The organism is Tangfeifania sp., from assembly GCF_055108615.1.
Genome location: NZ_JBSQIC010000060.1, coordinates 1 through 23410 on the forward strand (window position 1 = coordinate 1; position 23410 = coordinate 23410).

The window sequence follows — 23410 nt, forward strand, 5'->3', positions numbered from 1 at the left end:
GAATCGGGGTGAGTAATTTGATTTGATGCAATTTATGAAATTTATCACAAGGTTTCTGGATTTCGATCACCAAAATTTCGATTGACAAAAATTCAGCTTCAAAAAGATGGGGTTGAATAAAAGATGAAGGTTTAATTTGACTCTCCCGCGGCCCCTCTCTGCGCGCCAGCCGGAGGAAGGGAGATTCCGAATTTAATTGAATTGAGGTAAGTCAACTGATTTTTTTGTAAGTTTGTTGAAACATAAATTTAAATCAAGTAAACCTTAAAAAAATGAAAAAGTTATCTGTATTAATTGTAGCCCTCATTTTGGCAACCGGATTCTCCAACGCCCAAAAACCAGGCGGCTTTTACGGCATGTGGAACATTGAAATTGAAGGCGGCTCGGTGGGTTGGCTTCATGTGTTTGAAAACAATGGTTTTCTGGATGCCAGGCTGCTTTGGCAGGGGGGAAGCGTGCTCCCCGTGCAGCATGTTTCAGTAATTGATGAAAACCACCTGATGGTAATGCGGGCCGGGGAGCTTTCGCTTGACGGTGAAAACGGGGAACGGAAAATGATTCAGCCCCACTATTTAAAAATAACCCGCAGTGGCGACCGGATTTCGGGCGTTTCGATGCAACCGGCCCGGAACGGGATGGGAACACATAAAATGAAATTTTACGGCTGGAAACCGGCAGATGTCCCGCCGAAACCTGATCTTTCGGATGTGACATACGGCAATCCTGTTGAACTCTTTAACGGCAAAAACCTCGACGGTTGGAAATTGCTGAACCCGAACCAGGCGAATGGATTTAAAGTAGAAAACGGAGTTCTGGTAAACGATCCGGTACAAAACGAAGGGGAACACATTTGGTATGGCAATCTCCGTACCGAACAGGAGTTTGAAGATTTTAACCTGACACTTGAAGTGAATGTTCCCGAAGGTAGCAACAGCGGCGTTTATCTGCGCGGAATGTACGAAGTTCAGGTGGTGGATTCGTATGGGAAAGAAGTTGATTCGCATAACATGGGCGCTTTATACAGTCGCATCACTCCATCGGAAGCTGCAGAAAAACCTGCTGGCGAATGGCAAACAATGGACATAACCCTTTACAAACGCCATTTAACGGTGAAACTGAATGGAACGACCATCATCGATAATCAGCCGGTTTACGGACCAACAGGCGGGGCCATCAGCGCTGATCTTTACAGTCCCGGACCGATTTATTTACAGGGCGACCATGGGAAAGTGCTGTACCGGAATCTGGTGCTGAGGCCGATAGTAGAGTAATGCAGATGTTTATTATTTTGAGCCTTAAACCTTCAAAGTTTCGCAAACCTTGAAGGTTTATACTGTTTGATATGAAAATATTGACCGCCGGAGAATTCCGGCGGTTTTTGTTTGGTACCTCAATTAAATTTTACTCCCGTCAGCTTCTCCGAAACCTCCCACAATTTCCGGGCATCTTCTTCATTGTACGATGCGCTGTTGGATTTCACTTTAACCGGAGATCCTTTCATTTCATTGAATCCTGACGGTCCGTAATATTCACCGCCTTTAACTTCCGGATCAACGGCAGCTCTGATTTCCGGCAAAGCGCCCATTTTACTTTCCTGTGAAATGGCATTAAAAAGTGGCCGGATCATTCGGAAGTACCATTTTTCGTCGAGATAGCGGGAAAGGTTGGTTTGCGAAACACCCGGGTGCGCGGCCACCGAAATGCCGTCAATTTTATTAACTTCGAAAAAACGCTGTAATTCGTAGGTAAACAACAGATTGGCCAGTTTCGAACGTCCGTAGGCTTTCATAGGAGAATACCCTTTGCCGTTCTCAAAAAGCAGGTTGCTGAAATCCATCTTTCCTTGCTTGTGCGCCATACTGCTCACATTCACTACCCGCGAATTGGGTGTTTTTTTCAGCACAGGAAGCAGCAGTCCGGTTAGTGCAAAATGTCCCAGGTGATTGGTTCCCACTTGCCCTTCAAAACCGTCTTTGGTGGTAAAATAGGGCGTGGTCATAATTCCGGCATTGTTAAGCAGCACATCCAGCCGGTTGTGATTTTGCTGAAATTTTTTGGCAAACCTGCGTACCGAATCCAAATCAGCCAAATCGAGTTCAGCTACATTGATTCTTCCTTCGGGGTGTTGCTGTAAAATTTCAGCCTTTGCTTTTTTCCCTTTTTCTACGGAACGGCTGGCCAGAATCACTTCTGCACCTTTCGCTGTAAATGCTTTTACCGACTCAAAACCGAGCCCGCTGTTCCCTCCGGTAACTATTATTACTTTCCCTGTTAAATCCGGGATATTGTTTGTTGTCCAGTTTTCTTTCATTTTTAACTTTTTTGTCTAATTTTCAATTTGCAAGTTATAACAAAATTTTCAATTTAAAGCAACTACAAATATTATCGCGGCGATGCCGCTTTCGTTTCGAATCATTTCATCAACTTTTTTGGTGCATCGCACCAAAATATTAAGCACATTTCAAAAATTCAGAAAGTGTTGACAAACCCAGCCGAACTCAGATTTCCTTTGCCACCAGCATGGCCGTGTATCCCAGGTAAATTAGCAGTAAGATGGAAGCTTCCCAACGATCCAGTTTCTTTTTTTCGCCGGTAAACATGGCAATGAAAAGGAAAAGCGTTCCCCCGGCCAGAAGGTACATGTCGGTATTAAAAACCGGATTGTAAACAACAGGAGAAACCACGGCGCTGGTTGCAATCACCAGGAAAATATTAAAGATGTTGGAGCCGATAATGTTTCCCACGGCAATGTTGGTATTTTTTTTCAGGGCGGCCACCACCGAAGTAGCCAGCTCGGGCAGCGAGGTGCCGATGGCCACAATAGTAAACCCGATGATTTTTTCGCTCAGCCCGAGAATTGTGGCGATTTCAACGGCATTGTTTACTACCAGCCTTCCTCCCAAAATCAGCCCGGTCAGTCCAAATCCAATTAATGCTATCATTTTGAATGACGACATTTTGTTCACCTCAACCTCTATTGGCGCTTTGTCGGTTTTTGTGAGCCGGTAAACATAAAACATAAACAGACCAAACATCAGAAACAAAAACAGTCCGTCGAGCCTTGATATTACCGGGTTCTCAAGTACAAAAAAGTTATTGGCCAGCAGGAATAAAATTACCACCGCCAGTAGCGAAAGGGGAATTTCTTTCCAGGTGGTGCTCGATTGAACCATTAGCGGATAAATAATGCCGGTAATGCCCAGAATTAAAAAAAGATTGGCGATGTTGCTTCCCAACACATTTCCCAAAACAATATCGTTGAGGTTTTGCGATGAGGCAATCACATTTACTACCAGCTCAGGTGCCGATGTTCCAAATGCCACAATGGTTAATCCAATCACCAAATCGGAAACATGATATTTTTTGGCCAGTGCCGATGCACCGCTTACCAGCCAGTCGGCACCCTTAATTAAAAACACAAGTCCTGAAATTAACAACAAACTGTTTACCAGCATCTGCTCATTTATTTAAAAGAATGTAAAAAAACAAATAATACGCCTGATCTCCAAATGGTGTGTGCGAACACATTTCTCTGTTATATAACATTTTTTTATTTTCTGATAAAATTATAAATCATTTATTTTCAGTAAAATATGAAAAATGATAAAACTTATAGCAATTTTATTGTGTGTGCGAACACATTTTTGTTTTGATATTGATTTTCATTTCATTAGATTTGATAATATTTAATTACAAAGTCAGTGGAGCGAACTAAAAAAGTAACCATCCAGGATGTAGCCCGATATGCCAACGTTTCGGTGGGCACCATCGACCGGGTTATTCACCACCGAGGCAAAGTTTCCCCGGGGAAAAGGAAAAAGGTTGAGGAAGCTATCGAAAAGCTGAAATTCAATCCGAACATGCTGGCTCGTGCACTTGCACTTGGTAACCAATTTTCCGTTAGTGCGCTGATTCCATCTGCTCCCTACCCGGGTCATTACTGGTCTATGCCACACCGGGGGTTGGAAATGGCGACGGCGCAGTTCAAAGATTACGGCATTATCACCTCGTATTATTTTTACGATTTATTTGATGAGAAAAGTTTTATTAAACAGGCTGCAAAAATTGCCGAGCTTGAGCCAAACGGAGTTGTGCTTGCCCCTCTTTTTCTTCAGGAAAGCAACCACTTTACCGAAAAACTAAGGAAAAAAGGCATTCCTTATATTTTTATCGATGCTGATATTCCGGATGGTAAAAGCCTTTCCTACATTGGTCCCGACGTGAAACAAAGTGCTTACATCGCTGGGCGGTTGCTCAACTCTATGCTGCCGGAAAAGGCAGAAATCTTAATGGTGAACATGGTAAAAGGATTTGAAAATGCATCGGCACTCAGGCGAATGGAGGAAGGTTTTAGAGGTTATTTCAAGAAAAACGGGCTGGAAGAAAACAAAACCATTCATGCTTTAACCATTCAGTCAACAAAAAAGGAGGATGTTTTTCGCGAAATCACCAAATATTACATCAAAAATTCGGCAATAAAAGGTGTTTTTGTCACCAACTCCAAGGCTTTTCTTATTTCAGAATTCCACCGTAAACATGATTTGAATATCCGGCTGGTGGGCTACGATTTGGTTGAAGCCAACATTGAACACCTGCGCAACGGGGGAATTGACTTTCTCATCTCGCAGAGTCCTGTACAGCAAGGGGAACGTGCCATTCAAACATTCTTCGAATCTTTTGTATTTAAAAAAGACCCGGAAAAAATTCAGTATGTACCACTGGATATCATCATCCGTGAAAACCTCGATTTTTACATCAATTTTAACCGGCACAATCAAAATGGAATAAAAAACAATCAATAAAAGAAATCACTATGACAAAAAATTTCAATTCGAGAAGGGATTTTATTAAGAAATCGGCAGGAGTTTCTGCCGGGCTGATGGTAGGCGGTGTCCTTCCGGGCTTCAGTGCATCGAGCTATGCACGGATTATGGGTGCCAACGACCTGTTGCGTGCTTCTGTAATGGGTGTCAATTCGCGCGGAAATGCGCTGGCGCAAAACTTTGCTTTCCAGGAAAACTGCGAGGTAATTCATGTGTGCGACGTGGATTCGCGTGCCATTGAAAAATGCTCTGCCAATGTTCAAAAGGTCCAAAACAAAAAGCCACAGGGATTTGAAGATTTCAGAAAGTCGCTTGAAAGCAAAGATGTGGATATTTTAGTTGTTGCGGCACCCGACCACTGGCATGCCCCGGCAGCGCTGCTGGCCATGCAGGCAGGTAAAAATGTTTACCTGGAAAAACCGTGCAGCCACAATCCTGCCGAAGGCGAAATGCTTGTTGAGGCGCAGAAACGTTACAATAAATCGGTGCAAATGGGCAACCAACGCCGTTCATGGCCAAATGTGATGCAGGCGATTCAGGAGTTGAAAGAAGGAATTATCGGTCGGCCATACTTTGGTAAAGGCTGGTATTCCAACAATCGCGGCCCGATTGGAGTGGGAAAAGAAGTGGCGGTTCCCGACTGGCTCAACTGGGAACTCTGGCAGGGGCCGGCTCCGCGAAAATCGTACAAAGACAATATTGTGCATTACAACTGGCACTGGTTCTGGCACTGGGGGACTGGCGAAGCACTGAACAACGGAACGCACATGGTAGATTTATTGCGCTGGGGTTTTGATGTGGATTTTCCGGAGAAAGTAAGTTCAAATGGCGGTCGTTACCGGTATGACGATGACTGGCAAACGCCGGATACACAGGTGATTACACTCGACTTTCCGGAAGGAGTGACCATGACATGGGAAGGCCGGAGTTGCAACGGGAAAAACATAGAGGGAAGTTCAGTGGGTGTTGTTTTTTATGGCGAAGAAGGAAGCATGGTAATTTCAGGAGGTAACGATTACAAGGTTTACGACCTGAAAAACAACATTGTAAAAGATGTGAAAAACGAACAGAAAATTGATCCTCGTGATGCTGCCAATCCTTCCAGCCACCTCGATGCACTGCACATCCGGAACCTTTTTGCCAATATCAAAAACGACGATCCGCTGAAATCTGACATCGATTCCGGTCATAAAAGTACGTTGCTCGTTCAATTGGGAAATATTGCCCAGCGTGTAGGGCATTCACTGGAAATCGATCCGCAAAACGGGCACATTTTGAAAGATAAAACCGCTCAAAAATTGTGGGACCGGGAGTATGAAAAAGGCTGGGAAATGAAATTATAAGAATCTTTTCGCAAAGGTGCCAGGTCGTAAGGAAAAACTTTAAATCATGTAACATGAATTCACGTAGAAATTTTATAAAAAAAGCAGGAGGCGGTTTGGCTGCTGCTGCCATTGCTCCGCAACTTTATGCCAATTCAATACAAAATGGAAAAATTATCATCGGTATCATAGGTGCTGAAAACTCGCACACCATCGGTTTTGGAAAAATGTTTAATACCGATAAAAAATTCCCGGGCATGGAAGTTAAATATGTGTGGGGCGAAACCGACGAGTTTGCCAAACGTGCCATGGAACGGGGTAATATTCCCAACCAGGTAAAAGATCAGGCTGAAATGATGGGAAAGATTGACGCTTTAATTGTCGATCACCGCCATGCCAAATACCACCTCGATGCCGCCTGGCCATTTGTAAAAGCCGGTATTCCTACCTTCATTGATAAACCATTTTGTTATCGGGCAGAAAAAGGAAAAGAGTTTTTGCAAATGGCCCGGGAAGTTGGAACCCCGGTAACTTCTTACAGCTCGATTGCACACAGCGCGGCCACTTTCGACATTAAAAAACAGGTGGAAGAAATGGGTGATATTTACCAAGTCATCCGAACCGGGCCTGTCGATTTGGATTCTAAGTACGGTGGTGTGTTTTTCTACGGAGTGCACATTGTTCAGCCACTTATGGTAATGTTTGGAGAAGACATCGAGCGTGTGCGAATCACTCGTGATGGTTCGTACGGAAATGCTACCATTAAATATTCAAACGGTCTGCTCGCCACCCTTGTTTTCAAGCAAAAAGCATACGGCTGGGAAACTTTTGTGGAAACCAGTGATAAACTCATTGAATTAAAACCACGTGTTGAAGAAACCGATCCACCCAGGAATTATGTTGACATGGTGGAAATGTTCCGCACCGGTAAAGAACCGCGTTCGCATCAGAGTATATTGAATTGCGTTTCGGTGTTGGAAGCCCTGGAAAAATCGGAAGAAACCGAAAAATGGACAGAGGTTGAATATTTGCCGGTTTAAATATTTAAAGACCTCAGAGAGGTCGCATGTGTATAGAAATGAAAATAATTTATCGGTAATTCTACTCCGCAGGAGTCGCACAAATACCAAAAGCTCTGTGCTATAAACAGTAGAAACCGCTGGTTTCTTAAAAAAATGAACACTAAATATTGAATTCAAAAATGACAAAAAATGAACAAATCAATCCAAACAAAAATCTACGCAGCATTTGCAATTTTCTTTCTTTTTGGAATATCTGAAATGAATGCACAACAGGTAATCGAAGGAATTCATTACCACACCGGGCAGCCGGTGCAGGTAAAAATCAACAATGGGATGATTGAAGACATCACAACCCTGGAAAAACCGGTTGGTGATAATCCGGTGTACATTGCACCGGGCTTTTTCGACAACCAGGTGAACGGGTTTGCCGGTGTTTCCTTTGCCTTTGGCGACAGCGACCTCACTCCCGAGGGCATTGAAAAAGCAACCAGCGAGTTGTGGAAAAAAGGAGTTACGACTTATTTGCCAACGCTCACCACAAACAGTATCGATGTTTTAACCCGTAATTTAGAACTTCTTTCAAAAGCAGTAGATGACCCAAAACTTTTGGGTTCCATTCCCGGGTTTCATCTCGAAGGGCCTTACATCAATCCGGAAGACGGTTACCGCGGTGCGCATCCCAAACAGTTTATAAAACTGCCCGACTGGAATGAATTTATGCAATTATACAAAGCCTCGGGAGAACATATTTTGCAGGTTACCGTGGCACCGGAAATGGAAGGCGGGCTGGAGTTTGTCACCAAATGTAGCCAAAAAGGTATTGTAGTTGCACTGGGGCACCACAATGCAGATGCCGAAACAGTAACTGCCGCCATCGACCGGGGAGCCAAAACTTCCACCCACCTCGGTAACGGGGCGGCCAACATGATTAACCGCCACCGTAATCCATTCTGGTCTCAGTTGGCCGACGACCGGCTGAACATCAGCATCATCTGCGACAGCTTTCACCTGTTGCCCGAAGAAATCCAAACCTTTTTTAAAGTAAAAGGCGTTGAAAAAACCATCATCACTTCCGATGTAACGCACTATGCCGCGCTGGAACCGGGCGAGTATAAAACGTCAACAGGTGAAACCATTGAGTTGACAGAAGATGGCATGTTACGTTACCCGGCGCAAAATGTATTGTACGGTTCGGCATCGCCCATTACCAAAGGAGTAGGTTATGTGATGCAGGTAACCGGCTGTTCATTGGCCGATGCCGTGCAAATGGCCAGCACCAACCCGGCCCGGCTTTATAACCTGAACGACCGAGGAACACTGGAACCCGGAAAACGCGCCGACATTGTACTGTTTACCCTGGAAGATTTTAAGGTGAACATTCAGGAAACCTGGGTGAAGGGGAAGAAGATGTATGAAAATTACAAATAACAAAAGACAAAAAAATTACAAATTTCAAAAATCAAAAGACAAACAAATACCAAAACTCAATTACCAAAAAATAAATGGCTTGTTTAAAATCAAATGATTATGAATCAGGAAGATTTAGTTGAAGAAGGAAAACCAGTTTATGATTTGGAAGAAAGAACTTTTCAATTTGCAAAAAGAATAAGAAAATGGATTAAAAAATTGCCTCATTCAGTTGCAAATCTTGAAGATTCAAAGCAATTGGTGAGAGCTTCGGGTTCAGTTGGTGCAAATTACATTGAAGCGAATGAGGCACTTAGCAAAAAGGATTTTATCTTTCGTTTACGGATTTGCAGAAAGGAAGCAAAAGAAAGCGCTTATTGGATCAGATTAATTATGGAAAGCAATGAAGTAATCCCCGACGAAAAGGAAGGAAAAGCTTTGTATCAGGAATCTGTTGAATTGAAAAAAATCTTTTCATCTATCATTAGTAAATCTGAATAACTAAACTCCATTTTCAATCTATTTCAATGTTTGGATTTTAATCAATTGATTAATTGGCATTTATTTGAAAATTATCTTTTGAATTTTGGAGCTTATAAAAACATAAACATGAGCAAATTCTACAAAAAAATACTAATCGCCCTTGCGTCCGTTGGTCCCGGACTTTTCCTCATCGGTTACAACATTGGCACCGGCAGTGTTACCACCATGGCCAAAACCGGAGCCGAACACGGCATGGAGCTTTTTTGGGCGCTGGTGCTGTCGTGCATTTTTACCTTTTTTTTAATGGTGGCCTACGGGAAGGTGACCCTGGTTTCGGGGAAAACCGCCCTTACCAACATTAAACACGAATTCAGATACGGCTGGGTACTGGCACTGTACATTTTAATTGCGTTGATAATAGGCGAGTTGCTTGCGCTGATGGGCGTTATGGGTATTGTGGCCGACCTGGTTCAGGAAGCTATCCGCCTTCTTTTTAATGAAAGAGTCGTCCCCCGCGGCTGGATCATTTTGGTATTCGCAACCGGACTTTATCTTCTTTTGTGGTTCGGCCAATACAAAACCTTCGAAAAAGTACTCACCATTTTCGTAATTTTTATGGGACTTTCCTTCATTGTAGTATTTTTTATGGTCAGTCCCGATTGGTCAGTTATTGCCAGAGGTTTGGTTCCCGGAATACCCGACACGCCCGGTGCCATGGGACTTGTGGCCGCCATTGCCGGAACCACCTGCTCGGCAGCGGTGTTTATTATGCGAAGTACCGTTGTTGCTGAAAAAGGCTGGGGCATTAAAAACCTGAAAGAGGAAAAAAAGGATGCCTTCGTTTCCGCTGCTATGATGTTGTTCCTGAGCGGGGTGATTATGGCTGTAGCTGCCGGTACGCTTCATGTGATGGGGCTGAAACTGGAAAACACGGTAGAGATGATACATCTTTTTGAGCCCATTGGCGGAAACGTCGCGGCTTTCATTTTAATCCTGGGAATTGTGGGTGCCGGCCTTTCAACCATCTTTCCCATTGTGCTGATTGCCCCCTGGCTGATTGCCGATTACACAGGAAAACCACGGAATATTCGTTCTACACAGTCGCGGATTCTGATTTTTGTGGCCATGCTTTTTGCATTTGGCTCTGTATTTCTGGAGCAACGTCCGCCGGCACTGATGGTCTTTTCGCAGGCATTTCAGGCTGTGATTTTGCCCGCCGTGGCTATTCCAATATTATTGCTGATAAACCGGTCCAAACTCATGGGAACCAATAAAGCCAATATCCGCGAGAACATAGGAATCTGGGCGGTGGTACTCTTTTCGTTTGTTACCACGTACTTTGCTATAACAGAATTACTGACGTAGAGAAATAAGACTCAAGACAATGAGATGTGAGACACAAGACATCAGTACTCTTATCTTGATACTTGATACTAATCGTCTCGATACTTGATACTAAATACTTAAAAAAATGAAAAATACCGAATTCAAAAAAGACAAACTCACCGTAAAAATCTTCCCTGGTAAAGATGAAATGGGGAAAGCCGCGGCTATTTCAGTGGCTAAAAAACTGACTACAGCCGTAGCTGAAAATGGTTTCGCCAACCTGATTCTCGCCACAGGCGCGTCGCAGTTTCAATTCCTGGAACATCTGCAAAAGCAGGTCATCGACTGGAAAAAAATCACGGTTTTTCATCTCGATGAATACATGGGAATGCCGGTCACCCATCCGGCCAGTTTTCGAAAGTACCTGAAAGAAAGGATACTGGACAAAGTTCAGCCCAAACAGGTGCATTATCTCAACGGCGACGCGCCCGATATAGAGGCTGAAGTTTTACGGTACGAAAACCTGCTGAAAGAACACCCCATTGACGTGGGTTGCATTGGAATTGGCGAAAACGGCCACATCGCTTTTAACGACCCGCCGGTAGCCGATTTTAACGATCCGAAGCTGGTGAAAGTAGTGGAACTCGATGAACCCTGTCGCAAACAACAGTTGGGCGAAGGCTGGTTTCCCACATTCGACGATGTACCGACTCACGCGCTTTCGCTCACTATTCCTGCAATGATGCGCTGCAAACACATCAGTTGCGTGGTACCCGACGAGCGCAAAGCCGAAGCGGTTTACAATACATTGAATGCCGAAATTTCAACGGCCTGTCCGGCTACCATTTTACGAACCCACCCGGATTGCGTTTTGTACCTGGATAAAGGTTCGGCTTCAAAATTGAAATAATATACCATGAAGCGAAACCATTTTATCTTTCCCGAAAAAATAACAACCCTTGTCATCGCTTTTTTTATTCTGATGTCGTTTGGTTTTGCCCGGAAGAATAGTCAAAAACAAGAAGCATCGGAAAAGGAAAAGGAAAAGCAAAAGGCCAACCTGGAATTAATCCTTAAAGTGTTACCGCCCGACCAACTCAACGAAAACAGTGCGTTCGACGACAGGGGCAGGGTTTCGTTTTTGGACCGGACATTTACCGACTGGCTGGAACGTACCGGCGAGCTGCCGCCCGATTTCGACCAGATGCCTTCGCTGCCGTTTTTGCCCAATCCGTTGGTTATAGATGAAGGCGGGAAAAACATCCCGGTTGAAACTCCGGAGCAGTGGCAGGAAAAAAGGGAATGGATGAAAGAACAACTTCAGTATTATATAACAGGCACCTTTCCGCCGGCACCCGACAATTTAAAAGTAGAAATTCTGAACGAAAAAATGGATGGAGAAGTCCGGCTTCAAACGGTCGAACTCTCTTTTGGTCCGGGTCATGAAGCAAAACTGACATTGGAGTTGATGATTCCGCCCGGCACAAAACCGCTACCGGTATTCTTAACCCAGTGGAACCACCGCGAGTGGGCGCAGGTGGCGGTCAGGCGCGGCTACATCGGTTGTATTTATGCCGGTGCCGATGCCAAAGACGACACCGAAAAGTATGCGGAGATTTGGGCAGGCGAATACGACTGGACCCGCCTTATGCGAAGGGCGTGGGGAGCCTCCAGGGCAATTGATTACCTTTATACCCAGCCCGAAGTGGACAAAGAAAAAATAGGCCTGACCGGGCATTCCCGTAACGGAAAAACATCATTGATGGCTGCAGCATTCGACGAACGGATTACTGCCTGCATTCCCAGCAGTGGCGGCACAGGAGCCGAAGTACCCTGGCGTTATACATCACATAATTTCGATATCGAAGATATTGCGTTGCTGGCCAGCGCACGTCCTTCGTGGCTGCACCCGCGGCTGCGTTTTTTTATTGGCAGGGAGCACAAACTTCCTGTTGACCAGAATTCATTTATGGCTTTGATTGCTCCGCGCGGACTGATGCTGAGCACCGCCCTCACTGAAGGGGCAAGCAACCTGTGGGGAATTGAGCAGGCCTATTATTCAACCCGGGAAGTATATGATATTTCGGGTAAACAAAACAACCTCGCTATCCGCGCCCGTTACGGATTACATAGCGTCAGCGCCCGCGACATGGAAGATTACATCGACTTTTTCGATTATGTTTTTGGAAGAAGTTCGCATCAGCCGGAAAACCGGTTGTACTATGATTACTCTTTTGAAAAATGGAGGGAATTGAGTGGCGAAAAGATAAATCCACTTTCCTATCCTGAAAAAGAAAAAAATAATAACCTGAAAGCCGGGTCAGTAAACGAATGGGAGCGTAAAAAAACGGAAATTCAAAAGCAAATAAACTGGGCTTTGGGTGATGAACCGCCAGGTGTAACCAATCCCGGACCGCGAAGTTTAGATAACGCCGGACGGGGAGAAGTAAGCTTCGGAACTTTTCTCACCCGCCCACGAGGAAATGAGAAAATGGGTGTTATGCCTGTTAGTCCGTACAACGGATTTGGCGACCAGTTGTTTGGCTACCTTTATTATCCGCTTGGCGAAAACGGAAAAATAAAATCCGGCAATCTTCCCGTGGTCATCTACCTGCACGAATACGATTACTCTAAAGGGTTCAATTCCTATCATCAGGTAGAATCGTTGTTCCAATCATTGGTTGAAAGAGGATTCGCCGTGTTTGCTTACGATATGCTGGGATTTGGCAACCGCATTGAAGAAGGTACGCGGTTTTACAACAGGTATCCCCACTGGTCGAAAATGGGGAAAATGGTAACTGATGTAAAAGCGGCGGTAGAAGCAATGGAAAACCTTGAGTTTATTGACCACGACCGGATTGTTGTTGCAGGCTATTCGCTTGGAGCAACGGTTGGTTTATACGCGGCTGCAACCGATAAACGGATTGCCGGGATTGTTTCGGTGGCGGGATTTACGCCCATGCGGACGAATACGCTGAATCGGGGGACAGAAGGGATAAAAACGTTTTCGCATCTGCACGGTCTTCTGCCGCGGTTAGGATTTTTTGTCGGGTATGAATCGCGGGTTCCTTATGATTTTCATGAAATCCTTGGTTGTGTTGCACCCCGCCCGGTTCTCGTTATTGCACCCGAATTCGACAAAGATGCTCATCTGCAGGACATTAAGGCAACCGTAAACGAAGCAGAACAGGTTTACAAACTGTTTGGAAAATCGGACAACATCCGGTTTCATGTTCCCTGGGATATTAACCGGTTTTCCCCGGAAATGAGGGAAAAGATGTATGAATGGCTGAACCTGAAATTCTGAAGATGTACGACAATTCATAAAAAAATAAAGTATGAAGACCTGGAAAATAGGAATTATCGGAACCGGCATGATAGCTGATTTTCATGCTCAGGCTGTTCAATCGCTGCCTAACGCGCAGCTGGCGGGCTTTTGCAATATCAGGCCCGAAAAGGCAAAAAAAATGGCGGAAAAGTATCATGTGAAACACTGGGAAACTTACCAGTACATGTTGCAATCGAACGACGTGGATATGGTGATGATTGCCACACCAAGCGGCGCTCACGAAAAGCCGGTTGTTGAAGCGGCAAAACAGGGAAAGCATGTGTTGTGCGAAAAACCGATTGAAATTCAGCTCGACCGCATCGACCGGATGATTGAAGCCCATAAAAAAGCAGGAACGTGGCTGGGTGGAATTTTCAACTTCAGGTACAACGAAACCACGAAAATCATTAAAAAAGCCATCGAAAAAAACCGGCTGGGCACAATTACATACGCCGCAGTGCATGTTCCGTGGTGGCGTAACGATGCCTATTACGAAGGCTGGCACGGCACCTGGGAACTCGACGGTGGTGGTGCGTTGATGAACCAATCCATTCACATGGTTGACCTGCTTTTGTACATGATGGGTTCGGTTGAACGGCTGGGCGCATTTACTTCGAACCTTGGGCATCCGCAAATTGAGGCGGAAGATACGGCAGTGGGCGTGCTTCAGTTTAAAAACAAAGCTCTTGGCGTAATTTACGGAACAACTGCTTCATTCCCGGGCCAGTTTCGCCAGCTGGAAATAACCGGAACGAAAGGCACCATTGTTTTGGTGGAAAACAGTCTGCAGGTTTGGCAGTTTGCTGAAATGAACGAAGAAGATGATAAAATCATTCAGAAGTACGGTGCCATTGAAGGTGGCGGCGGTGTAGCCGACCCGGCAGCCATGACGTATGACAACCACGCCAAAAACCTGGCGGCGTTTATTCAGGCCATCGAAGAAAACCGGACGTTTGAAATCGACGGTGAAGAAGCACGGAAATCGGTGGCTTTAATACTGGATATTTACCAATCGGCCAAAACGTTTTCGATGATTGCAAAAGAGTAAGAAACAAAATCAATTTTAAAAACGAATAGTTACAGAAATGAAAAAACTAAAAACATTGTCTATTCCACTGATTCTATTTTTCTCACTTCAAGCGGTTTACGCCCAAAACTACGACGAATCGAAAGTAGGAGAATACACCCTTCCCGAGTTGTTGGTTACGGAAAGCAGACAAACCGTTTCAACGCCCGAACAATGGGAAAATATCCGCAGGCCCGAAATTCTCAAACTTTTTGAAGACCACGTTTACGGACAGGTTCCCAAAGATTTCGACGACATCAAATTCAAAGTAACAAACCAGGATAAAAAGGCGATGGACGGAAAAGCCACCCTGAAAGAAGTAGCTATTACCGTTACCCGAAATAATAAATTGGTGACCATGAATTTGCTGATGTTCAGACCCAACAAAATAAAAAAACCGGTTCCCATGTTCCTGGTAATAAATCACCGTTCATTGAATTTCTATAAACATTCGACCTCGCTGAGGTCGATAGCCTTCATTTAGACCTTCGGACAAAAAAATTATGAAAGAATCCAATTTAATCAAATACGCACATCCCCAAAATCTGCTACAATCATATCCGCCCGGCTCTGATCCTGTAACTCCGAGCCGGGACCGGCGAAGGCAATGCAAAACATTCCAGCCGAGTTGGCCGCTTTGATTCCGTTGGCAGAATCTTCTATAACGAGACATTTTTCAGGTGGAACACCCAGTTTTTTGGCAGCCAGCAGAAAAATATCCGGTTCGGGTTTGCTGGCACCTGCCATCTGGCTGTCAACCACTACATCGAAATATTTTCTCATTCCGGTTTTCTGAAGAATGATATCAATCACGTCGGGATAGGATGAAGAAGCCAGGGCAAGCGGGACACCTTTTCTTTTCAGCTTTTTTATCAGTTGCTCCACTCCGGGCATCGGTTCAATTTTTCCAAGCGACTGAAAATAGGGAGTAACCAGCGTGTTGGTCATCTCTACCAATTCTTCCACCGGCTGGCTCACGCCGTATCTCTCTTTAATCAATTGCCACATCTGGTCGGTGGCGGTTCCCTGGTAGGTTTGGTGCTCTTCTTCCGAAATTTCCAGTCCCAGCTGCCGAAAATTCGTTTGTTCCACTTTTACATAAAACGGCTCGGAGTTTACCAGCACTCCGTCCATGTCAAAAATAACAGCCTTAAAGTTTTGTCCTTTTACTTTCAATTCAGATTGCATTTTTTTTTTGTACTTAACCAGTTTTCGTTGTGTTTTTTTATCCGGTTTCTCCAGTTGCTCCAGGAATTGGACTGGCTGGCTGGCAATAAAACTGTTTTCATTTTGAAGAAGTTCGGTTATTTCACTGATAACTTTTTTGTTTTCAATGTCATGTTTTTCAAACAATTCAGGTTGATTAAAACGACGAATATTTTCCTCGCTTTTTTGAAATGAGAAAGCGACTGCCCAAAGTATCAACATTGAAAAAAATCGTTTCAATCTCATAATCATTAAAAGAAATCATCTCCGGGATGTACTATTCCGGCAATTTGTTTATTTCTGATTTCTCAAATTGTGTCACTCCGCCGGAAACGATAAATTTCATAACGTCAGCAGGCGATAAATTCACACGTTCAATTCGTTCGCGTGGGACAAGGTACAGTTCTCCTGAAAAGTTGTAGGAATGCGGAAAATAAACAGCTGCCAGCTCTTCGTTTTCAATTTCAGAAAGTGTGTTTTTTGTAATAAAGCCTAATTTCCACAGGTTGTTTTCTTTGTTGAAAAGCACTTTTACCGGAGTGTTGAACTTCTTTTCTTTTCCCATAAATGCCGAAAAAAGATCGTTGAGTGATGAGAAAAGTAAATTCAGGACAGGGATTTTACGAATCAGTTTCGCTGAAATATTTTTTAATGGGCGGACGATGGCTGTTTGTCCGATAAAACCAAGAAGTGTTAACGAAACAAAAAGCCCCACAATTCCCAGCCCGGGCACCGAGAAACCAATCCATTTTTCGATGTTTTCGGTCAGCCAGCCATCAACCGTAACAAACAGCGAATAAAGGATATACGCGATAATCGCAATCGGGGCAACCAGCAGGACACCCTGCAGAAAATATCCTCCTATCTTTTTCATTCTGAAATTTTACTTTTCAACATTGTATGTTCAAATTTACTCAAATTACTGAAGTTGATTTTTTAAGAAGTTGGTCATTTTGGTGTACAGGTGCATGGTTGTGTTTCCGCCCCGGATGCCGTGCGCCCGGTTGGTGTAAATGGCCATGTCGAACTGAATTCCTTCCTGTACCAGTTTTTCGGTAAATTCGTACGTGTTTTGTGCATGAACATTATCGTCGGCAGAACCATGAATAATGAGCAGCCTGCCTTTAATATCGCCGGCATGGGTAAGTGGTGAGTTATCGTCGTAACCATCCGGATTTTCCTGAGGAGTTGTCATAAAGCGTTCGGTGTAAATCGTATCGTAAAACCGCCAGTTGGTAACTGGTGCCACCGCAATACCCGCTTTAAACAGTTCGCCTCCTTTTTCCATCGAAAGCAGGGTCATAAATCCACCGTAGCTCCAGCCAAAAATGGCAATGTTGCCGGAATCGACGTAAGGGAGCGAGCCGAGATATTTGGCCGTTTCCACCATATCGTCCGATTCATATTTACCCAATTGCAGGTAGGTCACTTTCCTGAAATCTTCGCCCCTGGCACCTGTCCCGCGCGGGTCAACCGAAACAACCAGGAATCCTTCCTGTGCCAGGTAGTGGTTCCAGCTCACGCCGCCCCACGAGTCGCGTACGCTTTGCGAGTTGGGGCCGCTGTACTGGGTAATTAAAACCGGGTATTCCTCTGATTCTTTGAAATTGGATGGTTTTATCATGTAGCCGTTCAATTCAACACCTTCGGAGTTAGTAAACGTGAAAAATTCTTTTCGCGGAATAGCAAAATTCTGAAATCGCTTTTTTAATAAGGAATTATCCTGTAAAATACGTATCTGTTCACCTCTGCTGTCTTTCTGAAAAACCCGCCCCAGGCCGCTCTGCTTATTTTGATGAAGCGTGATGAGGCTGGGCGTGTTGTGGCTGCTGTAATAATTTATATAGAAGCTGAAATTTTTGCTGAAATCAGCCCGGTTGGTCCCTGCAAGTGTGGAGAGTTTACCTTTTGTTTCGCCGTTTTTGCTGGTGTAGTAAACTTCCCTCCGCAGGGGCGATTCGGCAGCTGCCTGGTAGTAAAACAATTTTTCATCTTCGTCGAAACCATAAAAATCCGTTACATCAAATTCGCCATTGGTAAGCTGGCCCTGCTCGAAACCAAGTCGATCGTACAGGTACAAATGCGACCAGCCGTCACGTTCGCTGATTATTACAAAGCGCCCGTCGTCGAGGTAGGTGAAGGCATCGAGAAAATCTTCCGAGATGTACCGGTCGTTTTTTTCGGTAAGAATAGGCCTTGAATCGCCGGTGTAGGGATTGGCGTATAACACATCGAGCTGGTTTTGGCGACGGTTCAGCCGCATAACAACAAGGTCCTCTGCATCGGGAGTCCATTTGAGTCGCGGGATATAAAAATCGGGCAAATCACCCAAATCCACTTCTACCGTTACCCTCGAGTACAGTTCGTAGGTGTGGACAGTAACATCGGAGTTTTTCTCCCCGGCTTTCGGATATTTAAATGTTTCGCGCGACGGGTAAACGCTGTTACTGTCAATCCGCGGTTTTTCGCCGGCATACATGGTCATGCTGAATTCCGGCACTTCAGTTTCATCAAACCGGATGAACGCCAGGAATTTGCTGTCGGGCGACCACCAAAAAGCTTTGTTAAAACCGAACTCCTCTTCGTACACCCAGTCGGGCGCACCGTTGATGATTTCATTTTTTTTGCCGTCGTAAGTTACCTGGCTTTCGCTGCCAAATTTCAGGTTTTTTATAAACAGGTTGTTTTCGCGCACAAAAGCTACGCGTTCACCGTCGGGTGAAAAGGTGGCCAGTTGCTGGGCCCCTTTTTCCGAGAGCGGGGCCAGTTTTTCGGTAACCGAATTCCACACGTAATACTGAGCGGTAAAAGAGTGCCGGTAGATGCGTTTGATGTCGGTGGTTAACAGTATTTTGGATTCATCGTTGTTGAATTCGTAACCGGAGAACGATGAAATCGGGACATTTTCAATTTTGGTGATGTCGAAAAGCGTTTCCACCTCTTCGCCGGTTTCGTAACTGTATTTTACTATGCGGGTTCCGTTTTCATGCGTGGTGTAATGCACGCCGTCGTTCATCGAGCGCAGGCCCCTGACCGACTGCGCACTGAATGTCCCTTTCTGAAAAATATCTTCGAGGGTGATTTTTTTGCCGGTTTGGGCGCTTAGGTTAAGACTTAAAATTATTGCAAAAAATACAAATGTTAACTGTTTCATTTTCATTGGAATTATGCTCTTCAATTTTGTTTTGAAATTTATTACTCGAGTACTAACAATTTGAGTTCGGGAATATGTTTAAAACCTGAAATTAATCCCATTCATCTCTTAACCGTTTTTGATATTCAACAGCATCTTCGTTCCATTTAACTTTCCCCAAATGGTTTTTAGCCTGGAAAGTTTTCGATGGTTTCATTTTCCTTAATGCTTCCGATAGTTTTTTAGGATTCTCTATTTTTTTTACGTTAGATTCCATATTTATTGTTATTTACCACAAAGTTAAATTTTTTTTCTTCAGCAGCTATTTTAATTTTTCTACGGCATTGAATATTTCTTTGAACACTCATGTTGACTAATGGTTATAATTCTCAAACAAGAACTTTGAAAAGATTGATTTTTTGAATGAATCATTATCTTTGCAAATCGTTAAAAAACAGAATTTAAAAAACAAATGATACAAATAACACTTCCTGATAACAGTGTGAGAGAATTTGCAGAACCGGTAACCGGTTTGGAAATAGCACGTTCCATTTCCAACCGGCTGGCAAAAGATGTTTTGTCGGTTTCAGTGGATGGTGAAATATGGGATTTGACCCGAAAAATTGATCGCGATGCAAAAATTAAGCTTCACACGTGGGATGACAGGGAGGGAAAAGAGGCATTCTGGCACTCATCGGCCCACCTGATGGCAGAGGCCATTGAGCAGTTGTACCCGGGCACCAAATTTGGAATCGGCCCGACTGTGGATGCCGGATTTTATTACGATATTTCGTTGCCGGGAGAAAATCAGCTTTCTGAAAAAGATTTGGAGAAAATCGAGCAGAAAATGGTTGAGCTGGCCCGGCAGAAAAATGATATTGTCCGCGAGGAGATTTCGAAAAAAGATGCCATGCAACTGTTCGATTCCAAAGGCGACGAGTTTAAGCAGGAATTAATCAGCGAATTGGAAGACGGCACGATTACACTTTATAAACACGGCACTTTTACTGACCTGTGTCGCGGGCCGCACATTCCGAACACCGGTTATATCAAGGCAATCAAGTTGACATCAATTGCAGGTGCCTACTGGCGCGGCGATGAAAAGAACCCGATGCTGACACGTGTTTACGGAATCACTTTTCCGAAACAGAAAATGCTCACAGAATACCTCGAAATGCTGGAGGAAGCCAAAAAACGCGATCACCGCAAGATTGGAAAAGAGATGGAGCTTTTTGCATTTTCGGAGGCAGTGGGGCAGGGGTTGCCACTCTGGTTGCCCAAGGGCGCTCAGTTACGGATGCTTCTCGAAGATTTTTTGAAAAAAGTGCAAAAAAAATACGGTTACGACCAGGTGATAACACCGCACATTGGCGATGTGAATCTTTACAAAACTTCGGGGCATTTCGATAAATACGGCAAAGATTCTTTCCAGCCGATTACCACACCGGCAGAAGGAGAAGAGTATCTTTTGAAGCCGATGAACTGCCCGCACCACTGCGAAATTTATAAAGTCAAGCCACATTCGTACAAAGATTTGCCAATTCGCATGGCCGAGTTTGGCACGGTTTACCGGTACGAACAAAGTGGCGAGTTGCACGGGCTTACCCGCGTGCGTGGCTTTACACAAGACGATGCGCATATTTTTTGCCGTCCCGATCAGCTGAAAGATGAGTTCAAAAAAGTAATAGATATCATTTTTATTATTTTTAAAGCGGTGAGTTTCGAGGATTACACGGCCCAGATTTCACTTCGCGATCCGAAAACGCCGGGAAAATACATTGGCAAACCTGAAAACTGGGACAAAGCCGAACAGGCAATTATTGAAGCATGCGAAGAAAAAGGACTGAAAACAGTCACCGAAACCGGAGAAGCTGCTTTTTACGGGCCCAAACTCGATTTCATGATTAAAGATGCACTGGGACGCAGCTGGCAGCTGGGAACCATTCAGGTGGATTATAACCTGCCCGAGCGGTTCAACCTTGAATATATTGGTTCGGACGATAACCGCTACAAACCGGTTATGATTCACCGGGCACCGTTTGGCTCGATGGAACGTTTTGTGGCTGTGTTAATTGAACATACCGCCGGAAAATTCCCGCTGTGGCTGGCCGCTGAACAGGCAGTGGTTTTACCAATAAGTGAAAAGTTCAATGATTATGCGCAAAAAGTTTCAGATTTTCTAAATATTTCCGATATTCGCACCGTCGTTGATGATCGTAACGAAAAGATTGGTAGAAAGATACGTGACAACGAATTGAAAAGAATACCCTGGTTGCTGATAGTAGGAGAAAAAGAGGCAGAATCGGAAACCGTTTCGGTTCGTCGCCAGGGAGAAGGAGACAAAGGGGTAATGAAGTTAAGCGAATTTGCTGAACTTCTGACGAATGAAGTTAGAAATCAATTATCCGGATTGTATAACTAACTAAATAAAGGAGGACTTTAAAATAGCTATTAAAAGAAAAGGGCCGGGACGGTCACCATACAGACGAAGGGACCGCGGGCCACAACACAGGATTAACAGGTACATTACATCGCCACAAGTAAGAGTGGTGGGAGATAATATTGAAAACCAGGGAATTTATCCCATACGGGATGCTTTGAAGCTGGCCGATGAGATGGAGCTGGACCTGGTGGAAATTTCGCCAAAAGCCGATCCACCGGTTTGTAAGATAACCGATTACTCCAAGTTTCTTTATCAACAGAAAAAGAAACAAAAGGAGATGAAAGCCAAAGCGCAGAAAATTACTGTGAAAGAAATTCGTTTTGGCCCGCAAACCGACGACCACGACTTTGAATTTAAGAAGCGGCATGCTGAAAAATTTTTAAAAGACGGGGCAAAAGTGAAAGCTTTCGTGTTTTTTAAAGGCCGTTCGATTATTTTTAAAGAGCAGGGCGAAATTTTGCTGCTGAAACTGGCTACCGAACTCGAGGAATTGGGGACAGTTGAGCAAATGCCCCGGCTGGAAGGCAAAAGAATGACAATGATAATTTCACCAAAAAAGAAATAATACAGTTCTTTGATAACATTTTAACAAAGTAGGATTATGCCAAAAATGAAAACGAATTCCGGTGCAAAGAAACGTTTCAGACTGACCGGAACAGGGAAAATTAAAAGGAAACATGCCTACAAAAGCCACATCCTGACGAAAAAAAGCAAAAAACGGAAACGGAACCTGGGTTACTGGACAACCGTTGACCCGGCAAATCAGAGAAATGTGAAGCTTTTGCTGAACATGAAATAATTTTAATCAATTTAAAAAAGTAATTAACCAGGTGATTGCGCATTAAAGTGTTTCCGTCGGCTGACGGAGAACGCCGATTACCAAAAAAGTAAAAAGTATGCCAAGAAGTGTAAATCATGCAGCATCACGTGCCCGGAGAAAAAAAATACTGAAGAGAACGAAAGGTTACTTCGGTGCGCGTAAAAATGTTTGGACTGTCGCTAAAAATACCTACGAAAAAGGTTTGCAGTACGCTTATCGCGACAGAAAAGCCAAGAAAAGAACATTCCGTGCATTGTGGATTCAGAGAATCAACGCGGCCGCCCGTTTGGAAGGGATGTCGTACTCACAGTTCATGGGATTGTTGAAGAAAAACGATATTGAAATCAACAGGAAAGTACTGGCCGATTTGGCCATGAACCAGCCTGAAGCGTTTAAAGCTATCGTTGACAAAGTAAAATAAGAAAGCTGTATTTTCAAACGGTGAAATTATACTATTAGCCCGGTCCGTCACCTGACAGACCGGGTTTTTTATGACCTGATTTGTAGTTTTCAAAATCTGTATTCCTTAATCCTGTAAATACAAAAAAAAGCAGCCCGTTTAAGCTGCTTTTCTTTGCGGTGACGATCCCGAGTACTCGGGAAACTCGCGACCATTAATTTATCTTTTCAATAAGTCTTTTGTAAAACTCCTTGTTTCTCTGTTCTTTAAGAAATCTTTCTCTGCGCATTGCCTCTGCTCGAGTCTTGTGATTTTCGGTGTAAACGATTTTCCATGGCATCTTTCTGGAGGTATATCTCGATTTTCCTGAATTATGATATTCCAGCCTTTGATTAAATCAGAGGTAAATCCAATGTAATAACTGTTATCTTTTTTGCTTTGTAAAATGTAAACTATAAAATCCATTGTTAAGGAATTTTATTGCAAAAATCCTGATATGTGCTAACAAAAAAGCAGCCCGTTTAAGCTGCTTTTTTTTGCGGTGACGATCCCGAGTACTCGGGAAACTCGCGACCTCCGGCAGCTTTTTATTATAACAAAAAAGCAGCCCGTTCAAGCTGCTTTTTTGCGG

General features: G+C 44.1%; 23 protein-coding genes. 15 read left to right on the forward strand and 8 right to left on the reverse strand.

The features are described from left to right. Positions 1-272: 272 nt before the first annotated feature. A complete protein-coding gene (locus ACTCNA_RS12535; RefSeq protein WP_462948263.1) occupies positions 273-1271 on the forward strand; it encodes a 3-keto-disaccharide hydrolase in 999 nt (332 codons plus the stop codon). A 119-nt stretch (positions 1272-1390) separates the two neighbouring features. On the opposite strand, the gene ACTCNA_RS12540 is transcribed toward ACTCNA_RS12535, so the two are convergent. Together ACTCNA_RS12540 and ACTCNA_RS12545 are read right to left on the reverse strand one after the other, a co-directional pair. Further along, positions 1391-2311, reverse strand: coding sequence for an oxidoreductase (locus tag ACTCNA_RS12540; protein ID WP_462948264.1), 921 nt, complete (start codon positions 2309-2311; stop codon positions 1391-1393). 187 nt (positions 2312-2498) lie between these two features. After that, positions 2499-3455 carry a calcium/sodium antiporter gene (locus tag ACTCNA_RS12545; protein WP_462948265.1) on the reverse strand — a complete coding sequence of 319 codons (957 nt, stop codon included), beginning with the start codon at positions 3453-3455 and terminating at the stop codon, positions 2499-2501. A 246-nt stretch (positions 3456-3701) separates the two neighbouring features. On the opposite strand from ACTCNA_RS12545, the gene ACTCNA_RS12550 reads away from it, so the two are divergent. The 10 genes from ACTCNA_RS12550 (at position 3702) to ACTCNA_RS12595 (ending at position 15261) form a co-directional block, all read left to right on the forward strand. Continuing rightward, positions 3702-4802 (forward strand): LacI family DNA-binding transcriptional regulator, encoded by a 1101-nt coding sequence (locus ACTCNA_RS12550; protein ID WP_462948266.1) that lies wholly within the window; start codon positions 3702-3704, stop codon positions 4800-4802. Between the two features lie 11 nt (positions 4803-4813). Then, positions 4814-6166 carry a Gfo/Idh/MocA family oxidoreductase gene (locus ACTCNA_RS12555; RefSeq protein WP_462948267.1) on the forward strand — a complete coding sequence of 451 codons (1353 nt, stop codon included), beginning with the start codon at positions 4814-4816 and terminating at the stop codon, positions 6164-6166. A gap of 53 nt (positions 6167-6219) precedes the next feature. Beyond that, positions 6220-7185 (forward strand): Gfo/Idh/MocA family protein, encoded by a 966-nt coding sequence (locus ACTCNA_RS12560; protein ID WP_462948268.1) that lies wholly within the window; start codon positions 6220-6222, stop codon positions 7183-7185. A gap of 171 nt (positions 7186-7356) precedes the next feature. Beyond that, the gene (nagA, locus tag ACTCNA_RS12565; protein ID WP_462948269.1) at positions 7357-8595 is read left to right on the forward strand and encodes an N-acetylglucosamine-6-phosphate deacetylase; all 1239 of its coding nucleotides are present in this window, start codon (positions 7357-7359) and stop codon (positions 8593-8595) included. Between the two features lie 99 nt (positions 8596-8694). Then, the gene (locus ACTCNA_RS12570) at positions 8695-9075 is read left to right on the forward strand and encodes a four helix bundle protein (RefSeq protein WP_462948270.1); all 381 of its coding nucleotides are present in this window, start codon (positions 8695-8697) and stop codon (positions 9073-9075) included. A gap of 108 nt (positions 9076-9183) precedes the next feature. Beyond that, complete coding sequence (locus tag ACTCNA_RS12575) at positions 9184-10422, forward strand: Nramp family divalent metal transporter (protein WP_462948271.1); 1239 nt, start codon at positions 9184-9186, stop codon at positions 10420-10422. A gap of 106 nt (positions 10423-10528) precedes the next feature. Beyond that, positions 10529-11293, forward strand: coding sequence for a glucosamine-6-phosphate deaminase (locus ACTCNA_RS12580; RefSeq protein ID WP_462948272.1), 765 nt, complete (start codon positions 10529-10531; stop codon positions 11291-11293). A 6-nt stretch (positions 11294-11299) separates the two neighbouring features. Then, positions 11300-13690 (forward strand): alpha/beta fold hydrolase, encoded by a 2391-nt coding sequence (locus ACTCNA_RS12585; protein ID WP_462948273.1) that lies wholly within the window; start codon positions 11300-11302, stop codon positions 13688-13690. Positions 13691-13721: 31 nt separating this feature from the next. Next, positions 13722-14759, forward strand: coding sequence for a Gfo/Idh/MocA family protein (locus ACTCNA_RS12590; protein ID WP_462948274.1), 1038 nt, complete (start codon positions 13722-13724; stop codon positions 14757-14759). A gap of 37 nt (positions 14760-14796) precedes the next feature. Further along, positions 14797-15261, forward strand: a complete 465-nt coding sequence (locus tag ACTCNA_RS12595) for a hypothetical protein (protein ID WP_462948275.1) — start codon at positions 14797-14799, stop codon at positions 15259-15261. A 38-nt stretch (positions 15262-15299) separates the two neighbouring features. On the opposite strand, the gene ACTCNA_RS12600 is transcribed toward ACTCNA_RS12595, so the two are convergent. The 4 genes from ACTCNA_RS12600 to ACTCNA_RS12615 all read right to left on the reverse strand — a co-directional run bounded on the left by ACTCNA_RS12600 (position 15300) and on the right by ACTCNA_RS12615 (position 19393). Beyond that, positions 15300-16205, reverse strand: coding sequence for an HAD family hydrolase (locus ACTCNA_RS12600; protein WP_462948276.1), 906 nt, complete (start codon positions 16203-16205; stop codon positions 15300-15302). 55 nt (positions 16206-16260) lie between these two features. Further along, a complete protein-coding gene (locus tag ACTCNA_RS12605; protein WP_462948277.1) occupies positions 16261-16857 on the reverse strand; it encodes a DUF502 domain-containing protein in 597 nt (198 codons plus the stop codon). A gap of 45 nt (positions 16858-16902) precedes the next feature. Next, positions 16903-19137, reverse strand: coding sequence for a S9 family peptidase (locus ACTCNA_RS12610; RefSeq protein WP_462948279.1), 2235 nt, complete (start codon positions 19135-19137; stop codon positions 16903-16905). Between the two features lie 91 nt (positions 19138-19228). Further along, complete coding sequence (locus tag ACTCNA_RS12615) at positions 19229-19393, reverse strand: hypothetical protein (RefSeq protein ID WP_462948280.1); 165 nt, start codon at positions 19391-19393, stop codon at positions 19229-19231. 195 nt (positions 19394-19588) lie between these two features. Here ACTCNA_RS12615 and thrS point away from each other — a divergent pair, with 195 nt between their 5' ends. From thrS to rplT, 4 genes are all read left to right on the forward strand, one after another. Then, on the forward strand, positions 19589-21538 hold the full coding sequence (gene thrS, locus ACTCNA_RS12620; RefSeq protein ID WP_462948281.1) for a threonine--tRNA ligase: 1950 nt from the start codon (positions 19589-19591) through the stop codon (positions 21536-21538). Between the two features lie 91 nt (positions 21539-21629). Next, the gene (gene infC, locus ACTCNA_RS12625) at positions 21630-22124 is read left to right on the forward strand and encodes a translation initiation factor IF-3 (RefSeq protein WP_462948285.1); all 495 of its coding nucleotides are present in this window, start codon (positions 21630-21632) and stop codon (positions 22122-22124) included. A 45-nt stretch (positions 22125-22169) separates the two neighbouring features. After that, positions 22170-22358, forward strand: a complete 189-nt coding sequence (rpmI, locus tag ACTCNA_RS12630; protein ID WP_462948282.1) for a 50S ribosomal protein L35 — start codon at positions 22170-22172, stop codon at positions 22356-22358. Positions 22359-22455: 97 nt separating this feature from the next. Next, on the forward strand, positions 22456-22800 hold the full coding sequence (gene rplT / locus ACTCNA_RS12635; protein WP_462948283.1) for a 50S ribosomal protein L20: 345 nt from the start codon (positions 22456-22458) through the stop codon (positions 22798-22800). 193 nt (positions 22801-22993) lie between these two features. On the opposite strand, the gene ACTCNA_RS12640 is transcribed toward rplT, so the two are convergent. Together ACTCNA_RS12640 and ACTCNA_RS12645 are read right to left on the reverse strand one after the other, a co-directional pair. Further along, complete coding sequence (locus tag ACTCNA_RS12640) at positions 22994-23164, reverse strand: GIY-YIG nuclease family protein (RefSeq protein WP_462948286.1); 171 nt, start codon at positions 23162-23164, stop codon at positions 22994-22996. 39 nt (positions 23165-23203) lie between these two features. Beyond that, on the reverse strand, positions 23204-23410 hold a 207-nt coding region (locus ACTCNA_RS12645; RefSeq protein WP_462948284.1), incomplete at its 5' end, for a hypothetical protein.